The sequence below is a fragment of the Sphingobium naphthae genome (assembly GCF_043589935.1).
GTDB lineage: Bacteria > Pseudomonadota > Alphaproteobacteria > Sphingomonadales > Sphingomonadaceae > Sphingobium > Sphingobium naphthae_A.
Genome location: NZ_CP171454.1, coordinates 1,025,120 through 1,046,300, shown reverse-complemented (window position 1 = coordinate 1,046,300; position 21,181 = coordinate 1,025,120). Strand labels below are relative to the sequence as shown.

The window sequence follows — 21,181 nt, the reverse complement described above, 5'->3', positions numbered from 1 at the left end:
CGGCGGGGGATCAGTTTCGGTTCTTGAAGCGCCAGCTGTCATTGCCGGTCTCGATGATGTCGCAATGGTGGGTGACGCGATCGAGGAGAGCGGTGGTCATCTTGGGGTCGCCGAACACCGTCGGCCATTCCCCGAACGCCAGGTTGGTCGTGATGATGACGCTGGTTTGCTCGTAAAGTTTGCTGACCAGATGGAACAGCAACTGCCCGCCTGAACGGGCGAAGGGAAGATAGCCAAGCTCATCGAGCACGACGAGGTCGAGGCGAGAGAGCTGGGCGGCAAGCGCGCCGCTTTTTCCGATCCGGGCTTCCTCTTCGAGGCGGGTCACCAGATCCACGGTGTTGAAGTAACGCCCCCGCGCTCCAGCGCGGACGACATTGGCGGTGATGGCGATGGCCAGATGGGTTTTGCCGGTGCCGGTGCCACCGACCAGGACGACATTGCGCCGTGCGGGCAGGAACGCCCCGCCGTGCAGCGAACGGACCAGCCCCTCGTTGATCGGCGTCCCCTCGAAGTGGAAGGCATCAATGTCCTTCACCACCGGTAGCTTGGCGGCCGCCATCCGGTATCGGATCGAGGCGGCGTGGCGGTGCGTTGCCTCCGCACGCAGCAGATCGGTCAGTATCTCCATCGTCGTGCGCTGGCGCTGAAGCCCTGTGGTGACGGCCTCATCGAACGCGCCGGCCATCCCCTTGAGTCCGAGCCCGCGCATCGCGTCGATCATGTCATGCCGCTGCATGGAAGTTCCTCAGTTGGTCGTAACGGGAACAGTCGGCGATCGGCGGATGCCGCAGGGCATTGTCCTCCGACGTGACGATCGTCAGCGGTCGCGGCGGTTCGCGGCGCCGTGCCAGGATATTGAGGATCAAGTCGTCGCTCGCCGTGCCGGTTGCCAGTGCCTCCCGCACGGCGGCTTCGACGAGTTCCAGGCCATCGGTCAGCACGGCCGCCAGCACGCGCACGAACCGCCGATCGGCATCATCGCCGTTGCCCAGCTTGCGTCGCAACCGGGCGAGCGCCGGCGGCAGTTCCCAGTCCTGGAAGGGTGCGCCGTTGCGTAAAGCGCCGGGCTTGCGGGCCAGCACCGGCAGATAGTGCCAGGGATCATAGATGGTGCGGTTCCGCCCGAAGAAGCGGGGATGCTCAGCGACGACCTCATCGCCGCATCGCACGACAATGCGGTCGGCATAGGCCCGAACCTGCACCGTGCGCCGCGCCACCGTCGAGAGGACCGAGTAACGGTTGCGATCGTAGCTGATCAGGCAGGTGCCCGACACGCCGTGCTCGCTCTCGTTGAAGCCGTCGAACGGCCCCAGCATCGACTGTAATGCAGGACGTTCCATCTCCAGCATCTGCGCCACGGTCTGGTCGCCCTGCTCAGGATGGGCCTGCCGTTCGGCCCAGCGTCGGCACTCAGCTTCCAGCCAGCCATTGAGCTCCTCGAGGCTGGCGAACCGCAGACGGGGCTGGAAGAAGCGTCCCCGGATCGTCTGCACCTGGTTCTCGACCTGACCCTTCTCCCATCCCGCCGCCGGCGAGCATGCCGTGGGCTCGACCATATAATGGTCGGCCATGATCAGGAACCGCCGGTTGAACACCCGGTCCTTGCCGGTGAACACGCTCGTCACCGCCGTCTTCATATTATCGTAGATGCCGCGCCGGGGCACGCCGCCGAAGAAGGCAAAGCCGCGCGCATGCGCGTCGAACAGCATCTCCTGGGTCTCGCGTGGATAGGCCCGGACATACACAGCCCGCGATGCGCACAGCCTCATGTGCGCGACCTTTACCCGCATCGGCTTGCCGGCGATCTCGACATCCTCGTGGCTCCAATCGAACTGGTAGGCCTCGCCGGGCTGGAACAGCATCGGAATGAAGGCCGTCGTCCCGTCGCCGACATCCCTGCGCCGCTCGATCTTCCACCGCGCCGCATAGCGGCGCACGGCATCGTAAGAGCCCTCGAAACCCTCACGCACCAGAAGGTCGTGGATACGGGTCATCCGAAGCCGGTCACGTCGGCCCCGTACCTCGTTCTCTTCCAGCAGCACATCCAGCCGATCCTGAAACGGACCGATCCGCGGCAGCGGCTGAACCTTGCGTCGATAATCAAATGCGCCTTCCGGCGCCCGGATCGCCTTGCGGATTACCTTCCGCGACACATGCAGATCACGCGCGATCGCCTTGATCGCCTTCCCGCCGGCATACTCACGCCGGATACGAACCACTGTCTCCAAAACCAACATCCCGATCTCGCCGCATGAACTTCCACGCGGCTGTGTAAGCTATCGAAATGAGGGGTCCCTTTTAGACGCCGATCACCCCGCTAACGGGGTCCTTTTTGCACGCCGATCCACAGATGAGGCGGCCCATCTCGCCGCCACCGGAAAGAAAATCGAGCATTTTTTTGATCGGGTCCTTCAACGTAACACATTGTCTTACCGACCAGGTGTCTGGGAGAGAAGAAGTTTCGCCGTTCACGGGCAGGTCGGTCACGCCGGTCGCGATGCGATCAATCACCGCTCGCAAGAAGGGCTTTCTGACCGAAGTCTTACTGCCTTCCGCCGTCATAGCCATCAGGGTCGGCCTTCTCGTCCGCTGGGCAGGCAAAACAGCTAGGCAGAACAATCCCGGTCGAGCGCAGCAGTGTTCACCAGAATTGTCCACGACTTCTAGTGAGGACAAAGGTCCCGCGGTGAGCGAGGCAGCGCTAGCCAGTGGGGTAAATGGCTATACTGATTATCGTCGCTGAATAGAACTACATCCGAATGATCATTCACTCCCGGCCGATCTCGCAAACGTCAAATTTTTCTCAGACTTCGAGGGTCTAGCTTCTGCTTGTCTGCAAATAACTGGTCGCTCTCTGCCGAAAGATAGCTCGGCACGAAGGTGTTGAACGCCTGCTTCGGCTTTGAAAGCAGAACGGCGTCGAGATCAACCGGCTGAACAAATCTGAGCCCCGCTTGACCGTTTTTAGCCCAGCGCACTTCAGCTTCCATAGGATAAGAGAGCCCGATGTCGAGCGATATCAAGTCGCCAATTCGCAGAGCAAGACCTGTCTCGACCATGGCGCCTGTCTTGGACATGTTGCGCACTCTCACCGCTTGGCTGATCGCATTTGCGGTGATGTGGCCCGTGCGAATTATCCGACGCCGCTCGGCACGAGCGTGCCGGAAGCCACTTGCCTGTGCGGTCTGTTCCAATGCTCTTTCGAACGCCGATCCTGGGTCCAGCGGACGGCCATAGATGTAGCCCTGGATCAGAGTGCATCCCAGCGAACGCACGAGGGATAATTGATCCTCTGTTTCCACGCCTTCAGCCGTCGTGATCATGTCTAAGTCGACTGCCAAGCCAACGATGGCCTTGATGATCGGTACGTTGTTGTTTCCTGGGAGTGTTGCTCCCTTGATGAAAGATTGGTCGATCTTGATCTTGTCGAAGGGGATGTTCTTGAGGTAGCCAAGACTGGAATAGCCGGTGCCAAAATCGTCCAGAGCAATCTTCACTCCTAACCCCTTGAGCGTGTCGATTGCCGCACGGGTCTTGACGGTGTCATTGAGCAATGCGCCTTCTGTGATTTCTAGTTCCAGCCTGTTTGCCGGGAGCCCGGAATAGGCCAGTGCGCTTGCTACCAAGGATGGCAGGGCTTGATGCGCAAATTGTACAGGTGAGATATTCACGGCCACGCTGATGGGTGCCGGCCATTTAACGGCCTCCAAACAAGCCGTTCGAAGGACCCACTCTCCTATTTCCGCTATAAGGCCAGCTTCTTCCGCGATCGGGATGAAGATGGCCGGCGAGACTGATCCCCTCACAGGATGAGTCCAGCGGACTAACGCTTCAAAACCCGTCAACTCTCCTGTTTGGGTATGAACCACTGGCTGGTAGGCGACATGAAATTCGCCATTTCCCAAGGCCCGTTGCATATCCTCTTCGATCTGCTGACGAACACGGGCCTGTTCGTGCATCTCAGAAGCGAAAAAGCGGTAGGTACCTTTGCCTGCCGCCTTAGCCGAATAAAGCGCTAGATCCGCGTCCCGCACCAAATCGACCGCCGAACGATCATCATAGTCCGAAGTTGCGATGCCGATAGAAGCGCCGATGGAAATGAGGTGAGACTGAATCAAATAAGGCTGCGACAGGGCGTGGATGATTTCTCCGGCTATGGCCGAAAGCACGTCGGCTTCGCAAAGATCGGCAAAGATAAGTTGAAATTCATCTCCGCCCAAGCGTCCTACCTTGCCCCTCCCACCGACGACCTTCACCAACCGTTCGGATACAGCTTTGAGGAGTTGATCGCCTATGGGATGTCCCAACGTGTCGTTGACAAGCTTGAACCGGTCGAGGTCAAGCATCATAGTCGTGCAGCGCTGCCGGCGATGCGCGGACGAGGTGAGGCTATTTTCCAATGCTTGACGCATGGTATCGCGGTTGGCCAAGTTCGTCAGAGAATCAAAACGCGCCAGCTGCAGCAGTTTGATCTCGGACTTTTTCTGATCAGTAAGATCTAAGGCAAAACCCACAAATCCCCTAAAGCGGCCCGCCTCATCATGGGCTGGCTCGCCGGTAAGGGCCCACCAGAGATCATCATGGCCCCTCGCCTTCAGCACAAGATTGTCGAAGGGCAGTCGCGAGGTGAGATAGAAGCTGAGGCTACGTCCAGAGGCCTGCTCTGCCAAGCTTGCGTCACTGTCCACAAGTTCGGGCAGGTTGACGGGGAAGAGGCCCTTATTCGTCATGACTTGCGTAATCTTCGGGCTAAGATAGGCAAGTTTTCCGTCCACGCACGTTTCCCAGAACCACCCCTTGCCGCTCGACTCGTATTTTTCGAGCAGGCGCATAGCCTGGCTGTCACTCAATGAGGTGGGCTGGGCACGTGATGGTCGGGGCATTCGCACAGGATACTCCTGCAGGCATGAAGAAGAGTGGGTGTTTCAAATCAATAGATCATCCATCCACCTGAAACCGGTCGCTGATGACTTTTCCGCCAAGATCTTCCGCTCGTGGGATCGGGTTTACTGGGGCGGGCGGGGCTACCTTATCGACGTGATAAGGCTGAGCATTTGCAGGCCAAGTTGAGTCAGTTTCCGCCTGAGTGAATGCTGCATTTTCTACATTGTTCTGATTGTGCTGGAGGGTCCGTTCTGGTACGGCACTTTGGTCGACCTGGTCCAAGGCCGCGGTAATCATCACGCCCACACCCAAGGTCATGTACAGAAGTTTGTCCATGGCTCACTGTTCCTTCAGCACGTCGATGGGACGACATTTTCATTATTGTAGATACCATTGGTGCCACCGCCATAATCGCGCTGGTCACGGACTGTCATGGCCGCCACAGCGGTGATCTCATCGCGCGGGATGAAGAGCCGCGCGATTAGCGGTTGATAGTCATACGCTACCTCGACGAACATCAATGCGCCGTCGTCCGGCGCCGTGGCCGTCTGCCCGCCGACGGTCACTCCGGACAGATTATTGTCCCCCGCGCGACCATATGAAGATGGCCAGCTTTTCACGCCTCGACATCTCTGCCACCTAATCTGATAGCGATTGGTCGGGTTTGGATTAGCGACCGGCTCAATGCTGCTTAGGATCACCCGCCCATTTCCGTAAAGATCAAGCTGCCCGCCCTGAAGGCCCGCGCCTGTTAGCAGGTCATTGATCTGAGCTTCTGTAATCTGTTTGTTGGCCAGAACTGTGCCGGTCCCGATCCGAGCCGCATTATCAGCCACATGCAGAGCCAATTGGCTGACCCGCATGGTTGTTGTGACATAATTGGTCAGTTCCGCTCCAGTAAAGGCGATTGCAGTCATGACAGGCAGCGCCAAGCCGAACTCGACCGCCGCCACCGCGCGTCGATCCGTGATAACATGCCAAAGGCTGGCCAAGACGCTCATGTGCAATGGCCCACAACAGGTACGCCATAGCTTCCCTGCTCGCCGAAAGGCTGATTTTCCAGCACTGTGCGCGCCTCGACTGTAACGTGCTCGGAAAGACCTATCAGCTTGGCCATAGGGAATAGCCGCGGGTAGGTGATCGTGACGGTGTACACGACATCGTCCTTGGCACCACCTTGTCCATTATCACCGCCATCGCGATCCCAGACCGTGTTGTGATTATTGTCCTGAAACGGCTCGTCATTGTCGCAGCGGCCGTTGCCGTTAATGTCTTGAAATGCTTCGGCGGTCGCCTGCGCAGCCTTGGTGAAGTCGCGAAAATAGCGGCGGGAGAAGGACACTGTCGAATTTGCCGCAAGATGCTGAACCTGTTCACGAACGGCCTCATCGAGAAGCTGTCGTTGCGCTTCTGCCTTGCCACTCTCCAATGTCGAATCACGCGCGCTTTTTTGCACCGCCCCTTGCAACACCGACTGCATGTAGAGGCTATGTCCAAGATCCATGAAGCCGAGCAGGGTCGAGAACAAGACGGTCGAGATCAGACCAAATTCGACCAGCGTAGCGCCCGCTTCATCCGTCGCAACATCTGCGGCAATGTGTCTTGACCGCGTCATTTGGTCAGCCTTAGCTGTGAAATTTCGTCGGCTATCTGCTGGAAGTTCGAGATCAGTGTCGCGCTATTCGCGGCGACATAAAAGCGATTGGGGGAAGCGCAGGATTGCAGTAGTGCCTGCGCACTTGAGCTCACTCCCGTTCCGAACGATACTACCCACAATGTGATATTCTTCGATTTGATGGCTGCGCACAACGCCGCGGTTCGCTCGTTGACGACGCCCGTCAGCAAACTGGCGCTGGGCCCGGCATTGCTGCGCGTCTGCCGCCTATCCCACCATGCGATACCATGAGCGGTATAGCCCTGATTGCTGGTGACGGTGTCACCATCCGTCATGAACACGAGGTGCCGCTCTATTTCACCCCCGGTGGACGTGAAGGCATTTTCCGATGCGAAGAGACCAGTCGGCGACATAAGGCGTGCGCCCCACAACAGGCCGATGTCGTGATAGGTGTTCCCATTCGGGCTGAGAGTATTGACATAGGCTTCAAAGCCGCTCGCGGACGAATATGATTTTAGCTTTGCCGCGGCGCTGGGGCATGCGTAGGTGTAGTTGCGACTTAGATCAGAACTGGTCTTGACCTTCGCCGTGGTCCAGTTTCCATTTGAATCATAACGCCCCCAAACGAGATCGGGCAAGAGAGGCCGCCAGCGCGATGCGTCTGCGCTCGGCACCATATCGATGTTCATGTCCAAGGCGCTGGCCGGCACAGGTGAAAATTTGCCCGACGGATCATCGCTGGTGAGCTGATAAGTCTGCCGCTCCTCGATGCAGCCGTCCCAAGCTATGGTCGCTGTCTGGCCATAGGGGCCTACCGGGGCCGTGATGCTGGCATTCCAATTACTGCCGCCAGCCTTCAGGCCTGAGACATCGAAACTCAGCTGATCATATTCATAGTCTTTGAATCCGCTGGAATCCGAACGCTGATAGTTACGCTTGAGATAGCCTGTGATGTAGCGCCGCTGGATCTGGCACTTGCCGCTGACGATAATACCTTGGTAATTGTAATAGCGGCCATCCTGATTGGTGGACCATGTCACGACGCGGGATTGGCCACTAATAGTAGATTGCTGATTATATGGCGCGCTCTCGCTGCCGGTCATTTCGATGGCATCGGCGGGCACTTTGCCGCTGCAGCTTGTTCCGGTCGCACTGCCGTGATTTTCCCACGCGCTCCAGTTCATATTGTAGGGAACTTGCTCGGTCGACGCGACTTCCGCTTTGCCCTCCTTGAAGCCGTCGACATCGACGTTGCCGGTCGTCTTGGCCTTGCGAGACTGGTAAAGCGCGGTGTTCACCATCCAGTCGTTGCGAAGCAGTCGACCGACGTTCACGTTTGAGGAGTAGGGTACGAAGCCGAAGCGAAGCTGGACGTCATTGTTGCGTGCGCCCGAAGGATTGCTTCCGCAGCTCGCCGTCGTATCTATTTTGGCCAAGGCTTCATAGAAGCATTTCACAGCCTTCTTGAGCCCATTAATCTTGGTATCGCCCTCGCCCGGATTCTTCGACGCCATCGACCCCGTTGTATCCAGCACGAACATCACGTCCGTATTGGGAATACGCATCTCGGCGTCACAGGTGACGGCGACTGTTTTGGTGGGAAAGCCGAAAATGACCATGATCGTCATGGGTATGGTCACAGAAGCCGTGCCGGTGACCTTGCCTTGGCGTTCCGTGAAATTTTTTACGAGGTCGCTCGATCCGTAGGAGCCAGGAACATAATTAATGTTAAAAATACCATCGGCCGTGAGCCGAGCCTTGTCATTCTGGGCATTCCATGCGCCTCCGCCCATCTGTTTACGACCCGCGAGCGCACCTGCGTCGCAAGCGTGCTGCAAGCGCGTCTTCACAAGATAGATGCGGGCCATATCAACGCCACCGCCGATAAAGCCCAACAACGGGATAAAACCTGCTGCAACCAAAACGAGCACGTTACCCGCTTCATTGTCGCGCAAGCGCGTCAGAAAACCCATAAAAACCCCTCGGACGGGGTGTTGTGAGGCCCGCTAATTGACATCGAATTAAAGTCGTGGAAAAACGTATTGATCTAGATCAACCGTGATTAGGTGTCGCGATCGTTGGTTTGCCCGACATGTGCAACCTTTACCAGCAGGCTGGGTAAAGAGCCCAAGCATAAGCGGGGGCGCTGCCGCGGACAATGGCGCGCAAAGGGCTGCGGCTTCGCTGCTCTTGTCTGGAAATGATCAGCATTTGGCAAAGACGGCATGCTTCGGGCCGCGGCTTGCGGATCAACCGACGACTGCTAGCCGCGATGAAGCATGTCGGGCACGATCAGCTCTTCCTCGTTAACCAGGTGCGCAGCAGCAGGGAGAGCAGACGGCAGGCCTCGGTGGCATAGGCATTGGCCGCGCGCCGCGAAGGGTCGGTGCCGGGCCCCGCATCGAGCGACGTGCGTGCGCCGCCCGCCGGCGCGAGCAGCGCGTCTTTCAGCAGGTCGAAGTCTGCGACCATGGCTCGGTCGAGCAGGCGAAACATGGGGAAATAGATCTTTTCCTCATTCTGGATGTGGCTGTGCCGGCACTGGAGAAAATGGTTGATGCGGTGCGCGAGGAAGTCTCGAAACCCTCGCGGGACCCATTGGCTCTCTCGGAAGCCGATGGCCGCCTTCACGATCTGCCGTCGCTGCGTCTACCCAAAACGCGTTCCGATAGTGTTCCCCAAACTTCTAGCTAGAGATGAAGAAACGGGACTGCTGCGATTGCCCCAAGCGACTGCTTCAGGGGTCTGTTGCGACAGCGGCTTAGATTGATCGGCGGCCTTTGTCATATCCGGACATTCGCACCACCACATGGGGAATGGCCATATTTGGGTCGGCTGACGACGGGCAAGTCGTGGGACATTTCCGCCGTTTCCGTAGCAAGGAGCCGAGCGGCGGAATTCGACGAAAGCTGACGTTAGCGGAAAGACCGTATGGGCCGCTGGCAGTCAGAAACACTGCCAGCGAGTGTCGCTCCTTCACCAACCGCCGACGACGGACTGAATGATGACGCCGGTGTTTCGAGAAATCAGCACGAAATTCGTCCCCGCATAGCACCAGATATGGCCTGCCGGTGCAGGGGACAGTCCATAGCCGATCGGATTGACGACGACATAATGGCGCATCGACAGGGGGAGCGTGCCACCGACGATCCAGACACTATGCACATGTCGGGGCGGGATGGCGTAATAGCCATAGCCGGGCGCAAAATAATGGCCATGGCGCGGGCCGTGATAATGGACAAATCCAGGGTGGCCGCGCCACCAGCCGGGACGACCGCGATCGACGATGACGGTACGGCTATGCGAAACCCCGGGGCGGGGCGTGACGGTCGTATGCCGGACGACCTGCGCCTCTGCGGCCGGACTGGCCATGATGGCCATGACGAACAGGAACAGGGTGGCGCTGCCTGCAAAGGCGGCGCTGATGCGGAAACCTTGCTTCGTAAAAGATTGGGGATTGAAAAACCGGGGCATGATCGGACTCCTAGGGTGGGAAGCCTGATATGGATGGCCTTTGCATCATCCGGTCGGGCGCCATGTATCAATCCGTGTCGGTCAGGTCGGCCTAGTCACGTGAATCCGAAGTTCGACTCATTGTTTTTTGGCAGAAGCGTTTGACCGAGGCGAGGATTTCGTCGGCGGATTTGACCCATTTATAGGGTTTGGGATTTTCATTATGCGCCGCGATGAAGGCGGCGATGTCGGCTTCGAGTTCAGCCGTGGAGCGATGGACGCCGCGTTGCAGCTGCTTGCGCGTCAGTTCTGCAAACCACCGTTCGACCTGATTGATCCAGGACGCCGATGTTGGCGTAAAGTGAACATGCCAATGCGGGCGGCGCGCCAGCCAGGCCTTGATCTTCGGCGTCTTGTGGGTGGCGTAGTTGTCCATCACGAGGTGGACGTCCGGACCCTCGGGCATCGCGGCGTCGATCCGCTTGAGAAAGTCGAGGAACTCAGTTGCCCGATGCCGTTTGTAGCACTTGCCGATCACGGCGCCGGTAGCGATGTCGAGTGCGGCGAACAGGGATGTCGTGCCATTGCGGATATAGGTATGGGTTCGCCGCTCAGGCACGCCCGGTGCCATCGGCAAAACCGGTTGCTCGCGATCCAGCGCCTGGATCTGGGATTTTTCGTCCACACACAGCACGACTGCCCGGTTCGGCGGAGACATGTAGAGGCCGACAATGTCCTGGACCTTGTCGACGAACAACGGGTCCGTGGACAGCTTGAACGTCTCGGACCGGTGAGGTTGCAGGCCAAACGCAGACCAGATCCGGCGGATGGTGGTGTGCGACAGCCCCGTTTCGGCTGCCATGGAACGGATCGACCAATGCGTGGCATCCTTCGGAGTGGTGTTCAGCGTGCGCTCGATCACCTGAGCAACCTGCGCATCCGACACTGTGCGTGGGCGACCCGCACGATATTCGTCGGTCAGCCCTTCGATGCCATCCTGCACGAACCGCCGCCGCCATTTGCCGACCGTGTGCTCGTGGACACCGAGGCGTTCGGCAACTTCCTTGCTCTGCAATCCCTCCGCGCAGAGCAAAACCATCCGGCAACGATCCGACAGCGATCGCGGCGCTTTGTGCCGCCGAACCTGTGCTTCGAGAAAAGACCGGTCCTCGCCGCTCAATACGACCAAATCCGCCTGTCGACCCGCCATCACCAATCCCCCGGTCTCTCCGACAAGGGATATACAATGATGCTTACTTCAGTTCCAGATGACTAGCGCGTAGACTCATTACGCGTTGCACCAGAGGCGAACGCAGATGAGTTTGATGGCGGCGAGGAAGTTGGCGGGGTCCTTATCGTAGCGGGTGACAATGCCGCGGAACTGCTTGATGCGGTTGAAGAAGCGCTCGACAAGATTGCGCTGCTTGTAGAACCATGGCGAGAAGGCGAAGCGCTGCTTGCGGTTGGATCGATTGGGAATATTGGCCCAGACGTTCCTGGCCGCAGCGGCTTCACGGATGGCGTTGCTGTCATACCCCTTGTCGCCCAGCAGGGTTGCGCCCTCGGGAATGGCTTCGATCAGCGCCTCCGCCTCGCAGGCATCGTGAATCTGCCCGCCTGTCAGTCTCAGGCTGACCGGGCGCCCGTCAGCATCGACAAGAGCGTGGAGTTTGCTGGTGAGGCCGCCCCGGGAACGTCCCATGCCACGATCATAGCTTCCCCCTTTTTGCCCGTCGCACCATTTTGGTGGACGCGCATACAGGTGGAATCGATCATCACCAGTTCGCTATTATATCCGGCGGAAACCTCAGCCAGAAGCCGGTCCCACACCCCGGCTTTGCGCCAGCGCACGAACCGGTTGTAGCAGGTCGTCGACGGGCCATAGCGCTCGGGAATTTCCGCCCATGTCGCGCCGGACCGGAAACGCCACATGATCCCGTTCAGCACTCGTCGGTCATCAACCCGCGCCACGCCACGCGGCTTGTTGGGCAACAACGGCTCGATGATGGCCCATTCCCGATCTGTCAGTTCATACCGCCGCCGTGCCATCAAACCCTCCAAATTTGGAGGCTCCTGAATCACGCAAACGGTCAACCCTCAAGCCATTTTATGAGTTTACGGCCTAGTTCCTCCTGCACTGCGGAGCAACAGGATGGCGCGAAACCCGCCTTCCGCGCGATTTTCCAGCACCAGTTCGCCCCGATAGCGCTGGGTCAGTGCCTGGACGATCGACAAGCCAAGGCCCACGCCCCCCGTCCTGCGCGCGCGCGAAGGTTCTAGCTGCTCGAACGGCTCGGTCAGGCGCGGCAGGCTGGGTTCGGGTACGCCGGGGCCGTCATCCTCCACCATGATGCGGATGAACGGGCCTTCAGGCTCAACAAGGACACGCGCCTGTCCGCCGCCGTAGCGAACCGCATTGTCCAGCAGGTTGGCCATCATGCGTTGGAAGGAAATGTGAGAAACGTGAGCATGGACGGCATGGGGCAGCGGCGCGACGTCCACATGCTGGTTGCGCTGTAGGCGTTCTTCGGCGACCAGCGCCAGTTCGGCGCGAATGTCGGATGTCGCCATGTCTAGGTCGGTCGCGGCCGATTCCCGTGCGAAGGTGAGTGTATCGCTCAGCAGGTCACGCATTTCCTCGATATCCTTGCCAGCGAGGGCACGCTGTTCGTCATCCTCAATAAATTCGCTGCGCAGGTCCATGCGGGTCAGATAGGTGCGATAATCATGTGCGATGGCCGCGAGCATGCGCGTTCGTTCATCAAGCAGCGTCCGCAGATGCTGGCGTAATTGCCGGAACGCTTCGCCCAGTTCCACGATCTCGCGCGGGCCGTCGGGCTTCAGCGCCTCCAGCCGGTCTTCGCGGACAGCGCGGGCCAGCCGTTCGACAGGCCGCGTCGTCTGCGCGGCCAGCCACAGGATGACAGCGATATCGACAATCGCAACCGCCGCCAGGAAGAGCATCAAATTGTTGACGATCTTGGTCAGCGGCGCTGCGACCATCTGTTCGACCATAATGGCATCGCCGCCGGACAGGGCGACCGATATCCTCACGGGGTTCATCGTGACCGCCGGGCGCATGTCGAGGTCTGCGGGGCCGATGCCGCCTGATGTTTCGATGCGAAACGGCCTGCCGCCCAAAGCCTCCTGATAGCGGGACAGGGTCGCGGGCGTGGCAGAGGATGCCTGGCCCGAAGGCAGTGCCGCCAGCATGGTAACGCGCATGGTCGCATCGGAAAAGGCGCGGACAAGGTCGGGATGCGATCTGGGCGGCGTGCGTTCGAACGCGGTGACGACCAGTGCGACCTTTTCGGGAACGGGCACCCGATATAGCGGGGCCATCTTGCGCATATCCGTCTGTTCCAGGAACAGCAGAATGACGGCAATCATGGCCAGCAGATGGAGCAGGACGATGAGGCCTATCCGCTCTCGCAACCGGGGCGGGCGCAGCTTCAGCATCGAGTGACGGCCGGTGCGAACAGATAGCCGTCGCCCCGCACGGTGCGGATCATCACGGGTTCGCGCGGATCGTCGCCCAGCTTGCGCCGAAGCCGGCTCATCTGCACGTCGATGACGCGATCCACCGGACTGGCATGACCGCCCCGTGTCCAGTCGATCAGCAGTTCGCGCGACAGGATGCGGCGCGGGTGCATCACAAGCGCGTGGAGCAGGTCGAACTCGCTGGTGGTAAGGCCCACCGGCTCGCCCGCCGGGTTTGTCAGATCGCGCGCGCCCAGGCGCAGCAGCCAGCCGTCAAACCGGAAATTGTCGCCATTCTCCTCGCTGGCGGCCGTGTCTATGTCACGGGTCCGGCGAATGATGGAGCGCAGCCGCGCCAGCAGTTCCCGCTTGTTGAACGGCTTGGCGAGATAATCGTCCGCGCCGATCTCCAGTCCGATGATCCGGTCGATCGGATCATCCTTCGCCGTGACCATCAGGATCGGCAGGCGCGGCCAGCGGGCGCGAAGGCGCTGGCATATTTCCAGCCCATCCTCGCCGGGCAGCATCAGGTCCAGGATCAGGCAATCGAGCCGTTCCAGTACGCCATCGACGTCAAGGCTGGCCGAATTCTCCATGGCCAGGACTTCAAACCCCTCGCGGGTCAGCAACATGCGCACCAGATCGCGAATGCCGGGGTCATCCTCGACGATCGCGACCTTGCCATTTGATGCCTGCGTTTCGGCAACCATGCCATATTCCTTCGTCGACAGCGCCTGCTCCCATGATGCGGCGCCCCTGAAAACATCTAACATGTTTCCAGGGGCAATTGATCACTTGCCACGCATCGCGGCGGCAGCGCGCAGTTCATCCGGCGTGACCTTCCCGTCATGGTCGGCGTCGATCATCGCAAAGCCGCGGTCGCGGCGACCGGCCGCCTTCCATTCCTCCAGCGACAGCGCGCCGTCCTGATTGGTGTCGGCCTTGGCGAACATTTCCTGCGCCTTCGCCGACGCATCCTGCGCCATGGCGGCCGGTGCCTGGGCCAGAGCCATGGTGGCCAGCGACAGGGCGGTCGTCAGATATTTCATGTCATTCTCCTATTATCAGGCCCGAAACGAGCTTGACCAATATAGCGCGCATGCTGCCTGCACGTTCGATCCCTGGGTGAAGACAGATTACAGTTTGTAACCGCCCGATCCGGCCTCGATGCGGCTGCAAATATCCGATACATTGTGCGGCAAGGCCGTTCACGGCCCGGTGCGACACATTCCGTCCCGCGCCCCTTTCTGACGCGGGAAAGGAGTATGCATCATGATATTGCGCCAATTCACCACGATTATCGTTTCGACCCTGGCCGTAGCAGCCAGCATATCGGCGGCCGAAGCCCGCAACCGTTCCTTTCAATATAGCCACAGCCGCAACGTGCAGGGGCCGAATGGGCGAGGAATGCACAGCAGCTACAACGCCTCGCGCGGCGGCGGGCAGGCAGCCATGACCCGCAACGTCCAGACCAATGACGGACGTGGCTTCAGCAGCCAGCGCGGGTATCAGGCGCAGGACGGGCAGTTTCACGGCTCCACCAGTCATGTGACCAACAGCGGAAAAAGCTGGGGGCGATCGACCAGCGCGACCGCCAATGGCGACGGGACCGCAACCTATCATCGCAACATGACCGGTCCCAATGGCGGGTCGGCCTCATGGTCCGGCACTATCGGCGACGGACCAGGCTGAACGCGCGCCTAGCGCCGCCAGCCTGTTACATAGCGTTACAAAGCGCGTATCAGATTGTTGCAGACCTGCTCCATTCCCTCGGCCTTGCATGAACCGGCCTGCCTTGGCGGCCTTTTCCCACGGGGATGGAATGGCACATTTCGCCTATATCGTACCGATCGCGTTGCTGCTGCTTCCGGCCTGTCGGGATGAGCCGCAGGTCAGGGATGAACGACGCGCCGTAGCCGTCCAGCGCATCGGCGCCGATGCCGGTACCAGCACGAGCTATGCCGGCGAAATCCGGTCCGCCTTTGAAAGCCAGATCGGATTCGAAGTGGCGGGCCGGATCGTCGAGCGCAGGGTCGACCTTGGCAGCAGCGTCCATGCGGGCCAGACGTTGCTGCGTCTCGACAACAGCGATTATGCGCGGGCGCTGGACAGCGCGGCGGCGCAGAGCAGTTCGGCCCGGACCGCCGCCGCCGTGCAACAGGCTGATCTGGCGCGGTCGCGCGAATTGCTGAAGCAAGGCTTCATTTCCCCCGCAGAGTTCGACCAGCAGAAGGCGGCGGCCGTTCAGGCCCAGGCGCAGTTGCGTGCCGCCGGCGCCCAGAGCGGAACGGCATCGGCGCAGCTGAGCCGCACCGTCCTCACGGCGCCACGCGCCGGCGTCGTCACGCAGATTCAGGGCGAGGTTGGTCAGGTCGTGGGCGCGGGACAGACGATCGTGACGCTGGCCGATCCGTCCCGGCCGGAAATCGCGGTGGCGCTCCCGGAAGGCAGTCTGGACCGGATCCGGTCCGCCTCACGATTGAGCGTGAGCGTGTGGAGCAGCCCGGGCCGGCGTTATGCTGCCAGGCTCCGCAGCATATCGGGCGCTGCCGATCCCGCGACGCGGACCTTTGCGGCACGCCTGTCCGTCGATGCGCCGGCACAGGCGCTGCTGATGGGCGAAACCGCCGAATTGCGGGTGGAAGGCGCTGCCGGCGATGCCGCTGTCCGGGTGCCGCTGACCGCCGTGCTGCAATCCAACGGACGCGCGCAGGCTTGGGTACTCGACCGGCGAACGATGGTGGTGCAGCCGCGCGCCGTGCAGATCGGCGCGGCGCAGGGCGACATGCTGACCATCCGGTCCGGCCTGAAACCGGGCGAGACCATCGTCACGGCCGGTGTGCATCTGCTGCGCGCGGGCGAGAAGGTTCGTATCGTGCAGGTGCCGCAGTCATGAGCATCGACATGAAGGGCATCAACCTGTCCCGCTGGGCGCTTACTCATCAGCAGATGGTCGGCTTCCTGCTGGTGCTGGCGGCCGTTGCGGGCCTGTTTTCCTACATGGCGCTGGGGCGCAAGGAAGACCCCGAATTCACCGTCAAGACTATGATGATTACCGTCGGCTGGCCCGGCGCGACGGCGCAGCAGATGTCGCAACAGGTGATCAAGCCGATCGAGACGGTGTTGACCGAGAATATTGCCGAGATCGATTATGTGAAGAGCAAGGCCCGACCGGGTCAGGCGACGCTCAACGTCACGCTCATATCGACGGTCAAGAGCAGCGCCGTCCCCGACATCTGGTATCGCATCCGCAAGACCGTGACCGACAATCGCGCAGACCTGCCCAACGGGGTCGTCGGACCGGCCTTCAATGACGAATTCGGCACGACCTATGGCAATATCTATGCCGTCACGGGCGACGGCTTTTCCTACCCGGTGCTCAAACGCTATGCCGAGACGCTGCGGGACCGTATCCAGGCGCTGCCCGATGTCGCCAAGACGCAGATCATCGGCGCGCAGGATGAAGCCATTTATGTCACCTATGACAGTGCGCGTCTCGCCATGTCGGGCATATCCGCGCAGGCGATAGCCGACGCGCTCGACACGACCAACGCGGTCGCTGCGTCAGGGATCGTAGAGGCCGGCGCGGAACGTGTGCGGATGCAGGTGACGGGCGATTTCGCATCTGTGGAGGCCATTGCCGCAACGCCGATCGTCGCCAATGGCAAGAGCGTTCGGCTCGACGCCATAGCCAAGGTCGAACGCAAGCCGGTCCATCCTGCAACGTTCAGGATGCGTTTTGGAGCGAAGGATGCGGTCGGTGTGGGCATCAGCCTGCGGTCGGACGGTGACGTCGCGCGCCTCGGCGAGGATCTGAAGCACACAATCGCTGCCCTCCAGTCCGAAATGCCGGTCGGCGTGGACATTCATACCGTGTCCGACCAGACCCGTGTGGTCGACGAGTCCGTCGGCGAATTCACGACATCGCTGATCGAGGCGATCGTCATCGTGCTGGCTGTAAATTTCCTGTCGCTGGGCTGGCGACCGGGCATCGTGGTGGCGCTGTGCATCCCGCTGGTGCTGGCGATGACGTTCGTGTGCATGTTGTATGTGGGCATCGATCTTCAGCGCATTTCGCTGGGCGCACTCATCATTGCGCTGGGTCTGCTCGTTGATGACGCGATCATCGTGGTCGAGGCGGTGGCGACGCATCTGGAGGCGGGATGGACCCGGACGCGGGCGGCCGTCAGCGCCTATAGCGTGACCGCGGTGCCGATGCTGGTCGGCACGCTCATCACCGTCGCCGGTTTCCTGCCGATCGCCATGTCGAAGGCGACGGCCAGCGAATATGTGATCTCGCTGTTTCAGGTGATCGCCATTTCGCTGATCCTGTCGTGGGTCGTCGCGGTCATCTTCACGCCGTTCATCGCCTATCATCTGCTGCCCCAGCGCGCGGATGCGCGTGACGACGCGGGAGAGCCCGAAGAACAATATGAAGGCCGGTTCTACGGCTGGTTCCGGCGTATGCTCGACCGCTGCCTCGACCGGCGCAAGACGGTGGTGGCAGTCGCGCTCGCAATGTTTGTCGGGTCGATGCTGCTGTTCCAGATCGGCGTGCCGCGTCAATTTTTTCCCGCGTCCGACCGACCCGAACTGGTGGTCGACCTTCAGCTGTCGCAAAATGCAAGCTTCGCCCAGACGCAGGCCGTCGCCGCCCGCATGGAACAATTGCTGGCGCGCGATGACCGGGTGGTGTCCACCACTGCCTATCTCGGGGGTGGATCGCCGCGCTTCTACCTGCCGCTCAATGTCCAGACGCCCGATATCACGCTGGCCGAACTCGTGCTCCAGACCAGGGATGAGGAAGCGCGCGAAGGCGTGATCGCCAGCATCCAGAGCCTGTTCGCCACGCATTTCCCCGAAGCGCGCGGCCGTGTCAGCCGTCTGGAAAATGGCCCATCGGTCGGCCAGCCCGTGCAGTATCGCGTGGCGGGGCCGGACCTTACGCAGATCATGCTGGTCGCAAAGCGGCTGGAGGAACTGATCCGTGCGGACAGTCACGCGCGCGACGTGAACAGCGATCTGGGCGAACCGCTCAAGGCCATTCGGGTCGACCTGGATCAGGATAAGGTTCGCGCTCTCGGCCTGTCGACGCAGGCGGTGCAGCAATCGTTGCAGGCGGCGATTGGCGGGGCGGATACCACCAGCTTTCGGGATCGCGATCTGGCCCTCGACGTGGTGCTTCGCCTGAGCGCGGCGGAGCGGACCGACCTTGGCCGCATCGCCAACCTGCCGATATCGACGCCCAATGGCGCGGTGCCGCTGGCCCAGCTTGGCCATGTATCGGCGGGCAGCGAACCGGCCGTCATCTACCAGCGCAACCGTCAGCCGACCATCACCATCTCCGCCGATGTCGAAGGCGAGCAGGCAAGCGACCTGACGAAGCGGATCGAACCGCAGATCGAGGCGCTGCGCCGCGACCTTCCGTCCGGCGCCTCCATCGTCAAGGGCGGGTCGGAAGAACAGAGCAGCATCAACCAGAAGGCGACCATGGCCGCCGTGCCCTTCGCCATCTTCGTGATCGTCATCCTGCTGATGCTCCAGCTCCAGAATGTGAAGCGGATGCTGGTGGTGCTGGCGACCGGGCCGCTGGCGCTGATCGGCGTAGCGCTCATCATGGCCCTGTTCCGCATCCCCTTCGGCTTCGTCGCCATGCTGGGATCGCTGGCGCTGTTCGGCATGGTGCTGCGCAATTCGGTCATCCTGATCGCGCAGATCGACACCTTGTCGGGCCATGGTCTAGCGATGCGGCAGGCCGTCCGCGAAGCCGCCGTCCATCGTCTGCGCCCGATCCTGCTGACCGCGCTCGCCGCTATCCTCGCCATGATCCCGCTCACCCGGTCGACCTTCTGGGGGCCGATGGCCTGGGCGATCATGGGCGGCCTGATGGTCGCCACCATCCTTACCCTCATCGTCCTGCCCGCGCTCTACGAGCTGGTTTTCGACCGCCCGCAGCATCGCGCCGAAAGCCAGGAGATTCCCGCATGAAACGCCTTTTCCTCTGTACCGCAGCGGCCATGCTCGCGTCGCCCGTCCATGCAACCGACCTCATGGAGGCATGGCAAGCAGCGGCGGCCCATGATCCCGATCATCTGGGCGCGCAGGCCGAGCGCGACGCGGGGCAGGAGGCCGCCGTTCAGGCGCGGGCGCTCAAGCGGCCCAGCGTACAGCTTCAGGGCGGATACCAATATAATGTCACGGAAACCAACGCCAGTTTCCCGGATGAACTGGACCCGGTCTTTACCGGAAGCCGCTCCAGCGGCCGGGCAACCGTTGGCGTGCAGGCGGTTCAGCCGATCTATGATGCCTCCAAGACCGCCCAGTCGATCCAGCTGCGCGAAAAGGCGGCCGGCGCCGATGTGCAGTTTGCCGGCGAGCAGCAACAACTCGTCCTTCGTGTATCGCAGGCCTATTTCAAAGTGCTGGCGGCCGAGGACAGGCTAAGCTCCTATCAGGCACAGGTCGATGCGGCAGAACAGCAACGGCGCGCTGCGCAGGCGCGTTTCGATGCCGGGCGCGCCCGCATCACCGACGTGCGCGAGGCGGAGGCCCGCCGCGACGCGAGTGAAGCACAGCGCATCGGCGCCGAGGCCGAGTTGGCCTATGCCCGCGCCGATTTTTCCGAACTGACGGGCTTGCCGGCGGAAGGGTTGGACCGACCCGCCGGGAATTTCGCCGCGCCGTTGCCGCTCGTGACGCTGGAAGCATCCATCGAGCAGGCAGAGCGTCAGTCGCCGCTGGTGAAGGCGGCCGAGCATCAGGCAAAGGCCGCAGGAGCCGATATCGACCGCTACAGCCTTGCGGGACGCCCCGTCGTCGAAGGCGTCGCCGGTTATCAGGGCCAGTATCGGCTGGGCGGGGAAGGGGGCAATGGCATCATTCCCGACCGCATCCAGTCGGCGTCGGCCGGGCTGCGCATCACCATTCCGCTCTATGCCGGTGGGGCGATTCAGTCGAAGGAACGGGAAGCCCGCGCCAGCGCCGTCAAGGCTGAGCGCGCCCTGGATGCCGCGCGGCGCGACGCCCGTCTTCAGGCGCAGCAGGCCTGGCATGCCGTATCGACCGGCGCGCGCCGCATAGCGGCCCTGAACACCGCGAACCGATCGGCCGGCTTGCAGCAGAATGCCGCCAATACCGGGCGGGAGGTCGGCATCCGTACGCAGGACGACGTGCTCAATGCACAGAGCCAGAGCTTTTCGACCGACCGCGACCGGCGTCAGGCCATATATGATTATATGACGGCCCGGCTCCAGCTCGCCGCCGCGACCGGCGATCTGGGCGATGAGACGCTGGCCGGAGTGAATGCGCTGATGAAATGATCGCCGCCTGACGATCAGGCGGCGATCAGGCCGGTCGAAGCGACGGCACGTTTCACCGGCTCGCCGCTGTCGATGTTAAAGGCCATATCTAGCATGATGTGCAGCGACCTGATGGCATGGCGGAAAGCGCTCGCCAGCGCGACGCTGCATTCGTGGACCAATTGGCGCTCGCGCCCTTCGATCATGTCGAGCAATCGCCATTCATCCTCCGACAGGGCCAGGCCGGTACCGCAGCGAAACGGATGCCCCAGCACGAGTTCGGATAGCCTCATCAGGCTGTCGCAGGCGGGGGCCAGCTGTCCGCAGCCATGGCGGGCGAGCTTGCGGTAGAGATGCGGCTGGGCAGGGATGTGCAGGTGTCGCGCCCGACGCCACTGACGGGCGGCGATCAGCACCAGCTGTTGTTGGATGCTGAAGGAAAATGTCA

The 21,181-nt window shown here is 61.2% G+C and carries 19 protein-coding genes and 1 pseudogene; 4 read left to right on the top strand and 16 right to left on the bottom strand.

Features of this window, described 5'->3' with window-relative positions; genetic code table 11:
- Positions 1–10: 10 nt before the first annotated feature.
- From istB to ACGGKE_RS05045, 15 genes and pseudogenes are all read right to left on the bottom strand, one after another.
- Positions 11–739, bottom strand: coding sequence for an IS21-like element helper ATPase IstB (gene istB / locus ACGGKE_RS05115; protein ID WP_037482228.1), 729 nt, complete (start codon positions 737–739; stop codon positions 11–13).
- Positions 726–2,240, bottom strand: coding sequence for an IS21 family transposase (gene istA, locus ACGGKE_RS05110; protein ID WP_394436753.1), 1,515 nt, complete (start codon positions 2,238–2,240; stop codon positions 726–728). The genes istB and istA overlap by 14 nt, the downstream gene beginning before the upstream one ends.
- A gap of 61 nt (positions 2,241–2,301) precedes the next feature.
- A complete protein-coding gene (locus ACGGKE_RS05105; protein WP_394440620.1) occupies positions 2,302–2,571 on the bottom strand; it encodes a hypothetical protein in 270 nt (89 codons plus the stop codon).
- Between the two features lie 224 nt (positions 2,572–2,795).
- Positions 2,796–4,835, bottom strand: coding sequence for a putative bifunctional diguanylate cyclase/phosphodiesterase (locus ACGGKE_RS05100; protein ID WP_394440618.1), 2,040 nt, complete (start codon positions 4,833–4,835; stop codon positions 2,796–2,798).
- A gap of 106 nt (positions 4,836–4,941) precedes the next feature.
- Positions 4,942–5,223, bottom strand: a complete 282-nt coding sequence (locus ACGGKE_RS05095) for a hypothetical protein (protein WP_394440616.1) — start codon at positions 5,221–5,223, stop codon at positions 4,942–4,944.
- A gap of 14 nt (positions 5,224–5,237) precedes the next feature.
- Complete coding sequence (locus ACGGKE_RS05090) at positions 5,238–5,888, bottom strand: TadE/TadG family type IV pilus assembly protein (protein WP_394440614.1); 651 nt, start codon at positions 5,886–5,888, stop codon at positions 5,238–5,240.
- On the bottom strand, positions 5,885–6,502 hold the full coding sequence (locus ACGGKE_RS05085; RefSeq protein ID WP_394440612.1) for a TadE/TadG family type IV pilus assembly protein: 618 nt from the start codon (positions 6,500–6,502) through the stop codon (positions 5,885–5,887). Before ACGGKE_RS05085 ends, ACGGKE_RS05090 begins: the two co-directional genes overlap by 4 nt.
- Entirely contained in the window at positions 6,499–8,475 is a 1,977-nt protein-coding gene (locus ACGGKE_RS05080; protein WP_394440610.1) for a pilus assembly protein, read from the bottom strand. The genes ACGGKE_RS05085 and ACGGKE_RS05080 overlap by 4 nt, the downstream gene beginning before the upstream one ends.
- A gap of 319 nt (positions 8,476–8,794) precedes the next feature.
- Positions 8,795–9,133, bottom strand: coding sequence for a hypothetical protein (locus tag ACGGKE_RS05075; RefSeq protein WP_394440608.1), 339 nt, complete (start codon positions 9,131–9,133; stop codon positions 8,795–8,797).
- Between the two features lie 345 nt (positions 9,134–9,478).
- A complete protein-coding gene (locus ACGGKE_RS05070; protein WP_394440606.1) occupies positions 9,479–9,976 on the bottom strand; it encodes an RcnB family protein in 498 nt (165 codons plus the stop codon).
- Between the two features lie 91 nt (positions 9,977–10,067).
- Positions 10,068–11,165, bottom strand: coding sequence for an IS630 family transposase (locus ACGGKE_RS05065; RefSeq protein ID WP_394440604.1), 1,098 nt, complete (start codon positions 11,163–11,165; stop codon positions 10,068–10,070).
- Positions 11,166–11,243: 78 nt separating this feature from the next.
- Positions 11,244–12,004: pseudogene (locus ACGGKE_RS05060) on the bottom strand (IS5 family transposase).
- Between the two features lie 66 nt (positions 12,005–12,070).
- Positions 12,071–13,345 (bottom strand): ATP-binding protein, encoded by a 1,275-nt coding sequence (locus tag ACGGKE_RS05055; RefSeq protein WP_394440602.1) that lies wholly within the window; start codon positions 13,343–13,345, stop codon positions 12,071–12,073.
- Positions 13,346–13,407: 62 nt separating this feature from the next.
- Positions 13,408–14,145 carry a response regulator gene (locus tag ACGGKE_RS05050; RefSeq protein ID WP_394440600.1) on the bottom strand — a complete coding sequence of 246 codons (738 nt, stop codon included), beginning with the start codon at positions 14,143–14,145 and terminating at the stop codon, positions 13,408–13,410.
- Between the two features lie 81 nt (positions 14,146–14,226).
- Positions 14,227–14,484: an EF-hand domain-containing protein gene (locus ACGGKE_RS05045; protein ID WP_076715803.1), complete on the bottom strand. Its 258-nt coding sequence runs from the start codon at positions 14,482–14,484 to the stop codon at positions 14,227–14,229.
- A 223-nt stretch (positions 14,485–14,707) separates the two neighbouring features.
- Between ACGGKE_RS05045 and ACGGKE_RS05040 the strand changes: the two genes are divergently transcribed.
- The 4 genes from ACGGKE_RS05040 to ACGGKE_RS05025 all read left to right on the top strand — a co-directional run bounded on the left by ACGGKE_RS05040 (position 14,708) and on the right by ACGGKE_RS05025 (position 20,754).
- The gene (locus ACGGKE_RS05040) at positions 14,708–15,127 is read left to right on the top strand and encodes a hypothetical protein (RefSeq protein WP_083706624.1); all 420 of its coding nucleotides are present in this window, start codon (positions 14,708–14,710) and stop codon (positions 15,125–15,127) included.
- Positions 15,128–15,257: 130 nt separating this feature from the next.
- Positions 15,258–16,331, top strand: a complete 1,074-nt coding sequence (locus ACGGKE_RS05035; protein WP_394440596.1) for an efflux RND transporter periplasmic adaptor subunit — start codon at positions 15,258–15,260, stop codon at positions 16,329–16,331.
- A complete protein-coding gene (locus ACGGKE_RS05030; RefSeq protein ID WP_394440594.1) occupies positions 16,328–19,423 on the top strand; it encodes an efflux RND transporter permease subunit in 3,096 nt (1,031 codons plus the stop codon). The genes ACGGKE_RS05035 and ACGGKE_RS05030 overlap by 4 nt, the downstream gene beginning before the upstream one ends.
- Complete coding sequence (locus ACGGKE_RS05025; RefSeq protein WP_394440592.1) at positions 19,420–20,754, top strand: TolC family outer membrane protein; 1,335 nt, start codon at positions 19,420–19,422, stop codon at positions 20,752–20,754. Before ACGGKE_RS05030 ends, ACGGKE_RS05025 begins: the two co-directional genes overlap by 4 nt.
- A 14-nt stretch (positions 20,755–20,768) precedes the next feature.
- Here the strand turns inward: ACGGKE_RS05025 and ACGGKE_RS05020 are convergent, their stop codons facing one another.
- Positions 20,769–21,149 (bottom strand): hypothetical protein, encoded by a 381-nt coding sequence (locus tag ACGGKE_RS05020; RefSeq protein WP_394440589.1) that lies wholly within the window; start codon positions 21,147–21,149, stop codon positions 20,769–20,771.
- Between the last annotated feature and the right edge of the window lie 32 nt (positions 21,150–21,181).

Coding starts and splice junctions, on each gene's coding strand:
- ACGGKE_RS05065 (WP_394440604.1), bottom strand. CDS start 11,165: ATGGCGGGTCGACAGGCGGATTTGGTCGTATTGAGCGGCGAGGACCGG.
- istB (WP_037482228.1), bottom strand. CDS start 739: ATGCAGCGGCATGACATGATCGACGCGATGCGCGGGCTCGGACTCAAG.
- ACGGKE_RS05095 (WP_394440616.1), bottom strand. CDS start 5,223: ATGGACAAACTTCTGTACATGACCTTGGGTGTGGGCGTGATGATTACC.
- ACGGKE_RS05025 (WP_394440592.1), top strand. CDS start 19,420: ATGAAACGCCTTTTCCTCTGTACCGCAGCGGCCATGCTCGCGTCGCCC.
- ACGGKE_RS05070 (WP_394440606.1), bottom strand. CDS start 9,976: ATGCCCCGGTTTTTCAATCCCCAATCTTTTACGAAGCAAGGTTTCCGC.
- ACGGKE_RS05030 (WP_394440594.1), top strand. CDS start 16,328: ATGAGCATCGACATGAAGGGCATCAACCTGTCCCGCTGGGCGCTTACT.
- ACGGKE_RS05055 (WP_394440602.1), bottom strand. CDS start 13,345: ATGATTGCCGTCATTCTGCTGTTCCTGGAACAGACGGATATGCGCAAG.
- ACGGKE_RS05045 (WP_076715803.1), bottom strand. CDS start 14,484: ATGAAATATCTGACGACCGCCCTGTCGCTGGCCACCATGGCTCTGGCC.
- ACGGKE_RS05085 (WP_394440612.1), bottom strand. CDS start 6,502: ATGACGCGGTCAAGACACATTGCCGCAGATGTTGCGACGGATGAAGCG.
- ACGGKE_RS05040 (WP_083706624.1), top strand. CDS start 14,708: ATGATATTGCGCCAATTCACCACGATTATCGTTTCGACCCTGGCCGTA.
- ACGGKE_RS05090 (WP_394440614.1), bottom strand. CDS start 5,888: ATGAGCGTCTTGGCCAGCCTTTGGCATGTTATCACGGATCGACGCGCG.
- ACGGKE_RS05050 (WP_394440600.1), bottom strand. CDS start 14,145: ATGGTTGCCGAAACGCAGGCATCAAATGGCAAGGTCGCGATCGTCGAG.
- ACGGKE_RS05105 (WP_394440620.1), bottom strand. CDS start 2,571: ATGGCTATGACGGCGGAAGGCAGTAAGACTTCGGTCAGAAAGCCCTTC.
- istA (WP_394436753.1), bottom strand. CDS start 2,240: ATGTTGGTTTTGGAGACAGTGGTTCGTATCCGGCGTGAGTATGCCGGC.
- ACGGKE_RS05100 (WP_394440618.1), bottom strand. CDS start 4,835: ATGCGCCTGCTCGAAAAATACGAGTCGAGCGGCAAGGGGTGGTTCTGG.
- ACGGKE_RS05080 (WP_394440610.1), bottom strand. CDS start 8,475: ATGGGTTTTCTGACGCGCTTGCGCGACAATGAAGCGGGTAACGTGCTC.
- ACGGKE_RS05035 (WP_394440596.1), top strand. CDS start 15,258: ATGGCACATTTCGCCTATATCGTACCGATCGCGTTGCTGCTGCTTCCG.